4 protein-coding genes, 1 other RNA gene and 1 pseudogene are annotated in these 6,971 nt (G+C 31.7%); 2 read left to right on the top strand and 4 right to left on the bottom strand.

The features are described from left to right. Nucleotides 1-709: 709 nt before the first annotated feature. Nucleotides 710-1,106, bottom strand: a transfer-messenger RNA (tmRNA) gene (gene ssrA / locus ACH2BG_RS08525). Between the two features lie 37 nt (nucleotides 1,107-1,143). After that, nucleotides 1,144-2,226, bottom strand: a pseudogene (locus tag ACH2BG_RS08520) (serine hydrolase domain-containing protein). Between the two features lie 285 nt (nucleotides 2,227-2,511). On the opposite strand from ACH2BG_RS08520, the gene ACH2BG_RS08515 reads away from it, so the two are divergent. Further along, nucleotides 2,512-3,714, top strand: coding sequence for an NAD(P)-dependent oxidoreductase (locus ACH2BG_RS08515; RefSeq protein ID WP_395047271.1), 1,203 nt, complete (start codon nucleotides 2,512-2,514; stop codon nucleotides 3,712-3,714). Between the two features lie 71 nt (nucleotides 3,715-3,785). Then, on the top strand, nucleotides 3,786-5,159 hold the full coding sequence (locus ACH2BG_RS08510; RefSeq protein WP_395047270.1) for a M28 family peptidase: 1,374 nt from the start codon (nucleotides 3,786-3,788) through the stop codon (nucleotides 5,157-5,159). A gap of 85 nt (nucleotides 5,160-5,244) precedes the next feature. Here ACH2BG_RS08510 and creD read toward each other — a convergent pair whose 3' ends face one another. Both creD and ACH2BG_RS08500 read right to left on the bottom strand, forming a co-directional pair. Continuing rightward, on the bottom strand, nucleotides 5,245-6,603 hold the full coding sequence (gene creD / locus ACH2BG_RS08505) for a cell envelope integrity protein CreD (RefSeq protein ID WP_395047269.1): 1,359 nt from the start codon (nucleotides 6,601-6,603) through the stop codon (nucleotides 5,245-5,247). A gap of 21 nt (nucleotides 6,604-6,624) precedes the next feature. Continuing rightward, the coding region (locus tag ACH2BG_RS08500) for a hypothetical protein (protein ID WP_395047268.1) at nucleotides 6,625-6,971 on the bottom strand (347 nt) is incomplete at its 5' end.

The raw sequence follows: 6,971 nt of genomic DNA, 5'->3' as shown, positions 1-6,971 counted from the left end.
ATAAAACCATTCCCTTGTTGGTAATACAAAAATCTAAACATTCTATAACACAATCTCTATAGGATTTTCTTGTAAAAACATCTATCCAATCGACTACTGTGGCTGTTATAAAATGTGGTAAAGCTTGATCTCTTATTTTATATCCGTCTAACATTTATTATATTTTTTCAAATATAATATTTTCTTGTTACTTATTTCGTTGCTCTATATTAATAGCTTGTTCTGCGATGGTCTCCCGACCTCGCAGTGTATAATGTTATATTTTGTTTGTTGCTGCGTAGTCAGAGACATTCGCAGAGCCGTTTTTTAAAAACAAAAAACAACAATTTTACTTCTTGTTTCTTTTATTTAATTACTGCGAGGTCGGGAGACCATCGCAGAGCTGTTCTAAGTTTATTTACTCTTCGCAGTGCATAATGTTATACTTTGTTTGTTGCTGCGAAGTCAGAGACCATCGCAGAGCCGTTCTAAGTTTATTTACTCTTCGCAGATCGTGTATGACATATCCGACCATCGGGTTATATGCTAAACGTAGAAGGTGTTGGTAAAAAAGCTTCTAAGAAAATTATCATCAACTAATCCTTGATGTTTTTAAATAGAAAAAGCCTTCTTATTGAAAAATGGGAAGGCTTTTTTTGTACACTAATCGTACAATAATTAAAAAAACAAAATCCGAAACTCTTATTTTACTAAGAATTTCGGATTTATTTTGTGGAGTCGCCGAGAATCGAACTCGGGTCCAAACAAGCAACTAAAGAGCTTTCTACATGTTTATTTCTCGATTAGATTTTCGACCGTGTGCTATGCCAAGAACAGCAACACAAAGCTTATCTTCTTAGTTTCAAAACAGTCCCGAAGCTTAACTATTTCTAGGTTTAAATTTACGATTCACCTTTATCGAACGCTATAAACCAAAGCTTTCGAGGTAAATCCTGCTCTCCTACCTTGTAGGAGCGGGGCTAATCTTACTATGATTCAGATTATGCAGCAAGAGCGTAGTTTCCTTCGCCGTGTAAGTGTTTTGGAGCCTTTTATTTACGAGAATTACTCCAGTTCTCCACATGCTTACAATTCAATTCGACTTGCTGTCAAAACCAGTCGACCCCATTTTGGTTTGCAAAAGTACGTAATTTATATCAAATCTTATTCCAAACCTTCTTCTTTACTTTTTATTTCGAAAGGATAATTGCCAAATAAGCTAGAAAGCAATTTCAATTTATAAGTACATCTTGTATATTTGTTTGATATGCAGATTAATGTGGCTTTCTCATCTTTCAATTTTATATAAGCCGCTGTGCTTCCGTGCCACCAACCATTGTGATAAAACATTTTTTTGCCATCTTCCCATTCTAACATTCTAATTCCCAAACCATAATTTCTAGTTCCTTTGCTTTCATAACTATAACCTCTATAAACTTCGGTCAATAATTTTTTATTTAAAAAATTAGGATTGTAGGTCGCCATATCAAATTTGAGTAAATCTCTTGGTGTCGAATAGATATTTTTATCTCCATAAATCCCATCGAGGTAATTATAGGCGTATTTAATTTTGTTTCCTTTATAAGATTGGCTATTGTTTTCCACCCCTTTTTTATAATCAAAAACAAAAGTATTTTTCATCCCTAACGGCTCGAATATCAACTTTTTCATGGCAGTTCGATAATTCATTTTGGTGATTTTTTCAATTACCAAAGCCTAAAAAGCATAATTAGTATTGCAATAAGCAAAATGAGTATCTGTTTTATATTCTAAATCTATATTATTTTTATTTATGAGAGGAATCAAATCTTTGTTTTGCAAGGTGTCTTTCTGATTCCAAATAATTTTTTTATCGGTAAAATAACTGTAATTACGCAATCCGCTTCTATGATTTAGTAAAGTCCTAATGGTAATTTCTGGATAAGGAAAATCATCAAGAATGGTATTCACTTTTTGGTCTAAAGTTATTTTTTTTGAATCTATAAGTAAAAAAATCGCATTTGCAGTAAGTACTTTACTCAATGAAGCTATATGAAGTGGCGTTTCGGAAGAGATAGCTTTCTTCTCTTCAAAATTTGACATGCCACGGTAATTTTCATAAACAATATATCCGTTTTTTGCCACAAGAATACTTCCAGAAAAATCATTTGGAATGTATTTTTCGTTATAAAATCTTTCAATAGTTTGCTGTAATCTTTTCTTTTTCGAAGTTTTTAAATTGGGCAAATTACTCTCATAAGGTTGCATTGTATATACAGAACCAACTTTAGTTTCTTCTTTCTTTTTTATTGCTTTTTTCTTCTCTTTACATGAAAAACAGATAGTTAAGATTACAAAAAGTAAGAGAATTTTTATATTTATTTTGAATGTCATTTTAACTTGTATATAAAACAAATATAAATAAACATATGGGGAATCAAAATAGGTTTTTAAACAATTATTTTCATTTGTTTCAAGTTACTATTACATTATATTTGCATCAAATTTTAAAATAATTAATTTCGATTATTTTAAAAATAAAATAGCTTTACAATGAAATTTGGACTTATAAAAGAAAGAAAAAATCCACCAGACAGACGCGTAGTTTTTACACCCGAAGAATTGGTAAAATTAAAACAACAATTTCCGTTGGCTGAAATAAAAATTGAATCTTCAGATATTCGTGTTTTTAATGATGAACAATATGCTGAATTGGGTTTCGATGTTACATCTGATGTTTCTGATTGTGATGTTTTAATTGGAGTTAAAGAAGTTCCGGTTGATGCTTTAATCCCAAATAAAAAATATTTTTTCTTTTCTCATACTATCAAAAAGCAACCTTATAACAGAAAATTATTAGTAGCTTGTTTAGAAAAAAATATCGAATTATATGATCACGAAACAATAGTCGATGCAAAGAATCATCGTCTAATAGGTTTTGGTCGTTATGCAGGAATTGTTGGTGCTTACAACGGAATTCGTGCTTTCGGTATGAAGTTTGAATTATTTAATTTGGCTAAAGCTGAAACGCTAAAAGACAAAAATGCGCTCGTAGAACGTTTGCAAAGAATGGTTTTGCCAAACATAAAAATTGTACTTACAGGTCACGGGAAAGTAGGGCTTGGTGCCAAAGAAATGCTCGATGCAATGAAACTTAAAGAAGTTTCTGTCGAAGATTATTTGACTAAAAATTACGACAGACCAGTTTATACGCACATCGATTTAGAAGATTATAATAAAAGAATAGACGGAAAACCTTTCGACAAACAAGATTTTTACGCAAATCCGCAATTGTATACTTCAAATTTTGAACGTTTTACAAAAGTATCGGATATTTTTATGGCGGGACATTTTTACGGAAATGGAGCACCAGTAATATTATCCAAAGAAATGCTAAAAGCGGCTGATAATAAGATAAAAGTCGTTGCCGATATTTCTTGCGATGTAGATGGTCCAGTGGCTTGTACGCTAAAAGCATCAACTATTGCGCAACCATTTTTTGGTTATTACCCGTCGGAACACAAAGAAGTCGATTTTATGCATCCAGGTGCAATTGTTGTTATGTCGGTAGATAATTTGCCTTGCGAATTGCCCAAAGACGCTAGTGAAGGTTTTGGAGAAATGTTTTTAGAACACGTCATTCCAGCTTTTTATAATAATGACAAGGATGGGATTTTGCAAAGAGCAAAAATCACCGAAAATGGTAAACTCACCGAAAGATTTGCCTATTTACAAGATTATGTAGATGGGAAATAAAAATAAAAGTCTCGATTTTGTCGGGACTTTTTTATTTTGTTACTTTACTATTCACAAAAAGACTTCTTGAAATGAAAAAATTGCTGTTCCTATTCTTATTTACTTCGCTATTCGGGTTTGCTCAAAATCCTGATGAAAATCAGTTAAAAGAGATATACAAATCGGCATTAACCAATTCTAAATGTTATACTTGGTTAGATGATTTGTCTAATAAAATAGGTTCTAGATTATCAGGATCTGTGGGTGCACAAAAAGCGGTGGAGTACACAAAAGCACAAATGGAAATATCAGGTGCATTCGATAAAGTTTATCTTCAGGAAGTTATGGTGCCAAAATGGGTTCGTGGCGAAAAAGAATCAGCTTATATTCTAGACAATAAAACCAAAGTTAAAGTACCAGTTTGCGCACTTGGTGGTTCGGTTGCAACACCAAAAAAAGGAATCACTGCCAAAGTTATCGAAGTACATTCTATCAAAGAATTAGAAACTTTAGGAGCTGATAAAATAAAAGGCAAAATAGTTTTCTATAACCGTCCGATGGATAATGCTCAAATAGAAAGTATGAATGCTTATGGTGGCGCAGGTGATCAAAGATGGTCGGGCGCAAGAGAGGCTTCAAAATATGGTGCTGTTGCGACTATTGTTCGTTCTTTAAACTTTAGATTAGATGATTTTCCGCATACGGGATCGCAAAGTTATGGTGATATTCCTAAAACACAATATATACCAACGGCTGCAATTAGTACAAATGGTGCAGAATTATTGAGCAAAAAGCTAAAAGAAAATTCGAAACTTACTTTTTATTTAAAACAATCTTGTGAGCAAATGGACGAAGTTTTGTCCTATAATGTTATCGGAGAAATAAAAGGAACAGAACACCCAGAAAATATTATTGTAGTGGGCGGACATCTAGATTCTTGGGATCTTGCCGATGGTTCTCACGATGATGGAGCAGGTTGCGTACAAAGTATGGAAGTGGCTAATATTTTTAAAAACATAGGTTACAAACCTAAAAATACCATTAGAGTTGTTATGTTTATGAATGAAGAAAATGGTGGTCGTGGCGGAAAAATATACCAAGAATTAGCACAAATAAATAAAGAAAACCACATTTTTGCTTTAGAAAGTGATTCGGGAGGATTTTCGCCAAGAGGATTTTCTTTTGAAAGTGATGACGCTAATTTTGCTAAAATTTCCAATTGGAAAAGCTTATTCGAACCTTATTTAATTCATAGTTTTACAAAAGGGCATGGTGGTTCGGACATAGAACCATTAACATCCACAAAAATTGTAAAAGCTGGTTTGCATCCAGATTCACAACGATATTTCGATTACCATCACGCTGCAAATGACAAGTTTGATGCAATTAATAAAAGAGAACTCGAATTAGGTGCTGCAACCATGACTTCGTTAATTTATTTGATTGATAAATACGGAATTGAGTAGTAAAATTAAAACCATATAAGGCATATAAGTTCATATAAGTAAAATGTTAGTCTAGCTTATATGCCTTATATGGTTAAAAATTAAATTATTTCCCCCAATCTATCTTTCTAGAAAAATACATTACTGCACCTAGAATGATAAACAATCCTATACTTCCCACAAGTAATGCATAGTTTTCTAACTGAATAATTACATAAATAAATGTGTACAAAGCCACTAAAGAGAAACCTATAAATGTTGGAAATTTTCTGTTTTTCAATATGGAAACTGAATAAAGTACAATCATCGTTATTACCGAAGCCGAAGCGATAAGATAAGCCAAAGCAAAACTAGAATGTTCTGTTATTGATATTAAAAGCGTATAGAACATAATTAATGCCAATCCCAACATCGAATATTGAAAAATATGAATGTTAATTTTACTAATAGATTGAATTAAAAAGAACACTAAAAAAGTTAATCCAATTACAAGAAATCCGTATTTTGAAGCACGTTCATTTTGTTGGTATTCATTTACAGTTTCTATTAGTTTTGCACCAAAAGAATATTCATTCAAGTTTGGGATTTTATCTACATATTGTTGAGAAAAAGTGCGATTGATATCTAATACTTTCCAATCGGCATGAAAACCTTTTTTATTTATTATTTTCGTGGTGTCGTTGGCTGCAAAAGCACCTTCGTAACTTGGAGATTCCCAGTCAGAATCGATATTTACAACCGTTGTTTTTCCCACAGGAATAAATTTAACGCTATTACTACCATTGTATTGCATCAAGAAATTGAAATCTATTTTTCCGCTATTGACCAATGTTTTGTAGTTAAACTGATTGGTAACAAGCGTTCCGTAAATAGTATCTTCGTCTTCTGGTTTCGATTCGAATGAGAAAGACTGATTGTTTAGTTTTATTTTCAAATCACTTTTAATGCTTTTCAGATTCGTTGTTTTTACTACAATAGATGCTTTGTCCCACAATAAATCAGCTTCATTTATACCCAGTTTTTCGAAATTTGGTTTACTGAAATAACCATCAAAATTCATATTTGCGGTAAAAACTACATTGTTATAAATGCCTCTTTTTAGCGACGTATTTTTCTTAACGTTCGATGTGTTATTTAGTTTTTCAGGAAAGAAATAAGCATAAGAAATAATTGCTTTTTTCTCGATAGTGACCACTTTTGTCTTTGGATTTGTTACATTATATTCCTCATAAGTTTTGTAGGGAATTTGCATCATTGGCCCATAGAATAATACATCTTTTCCCCACAATTGTGTTACTTCATCAGTAACTTCTTGTTTTCGTTGGGAACGTTCGGAGATTAAATCTTTTACAAATTCTAGCGGAATGAGTAAAACGAGTGTTAGCAAACCTACCATCATCATCTTGGCAGTTGTAGATTGAAAAAATGAGCCTTTGTTCTGATTTTCTTGCATTTGATTTTCCATTGTTTTTGAATTTAATTGATTTTAAAAAAGTTGACTATTATTGAATGAATTTAATACTAGATAGAAATATATAATTGCTATAGGAATGTTTCCCAGAATAAATAGAATTTGAATTGTTATACTGTGTTTTTCATTTGGTTTTAGAAAGAATTGATAAATTAAATTCAGTAGTATAAAACCATTTACTACAAAAGCAAAAAGGATATAATATATTCCAATTATGATTAGTAAATCGTTATTCTTTAAAAGGAAATAGGATACGAAAAGTATTGTTCCTATACCAAATGTGCATAATGCAATTTGGATTGATAATTTTTGCTGAATTAGGTTTTCTATAGATATTTTATTTTCCATTTTTGTTTTATTCA

It is taken from the genome of Flavobacterium sp., from assembly GCF_043779715.1.
Taxonomy (GTDB): domain Bacteria; phylum Bacteroidota; class Bacteroidia; order Flavobacteriales; family Flavobacteriaceae; genus Flavobacterium.
The sequence above is the reverse complement of the archived record's forward strand: the minus strand, read 5'-3'. Positions and strand labels throughout refer to the sequence as shown.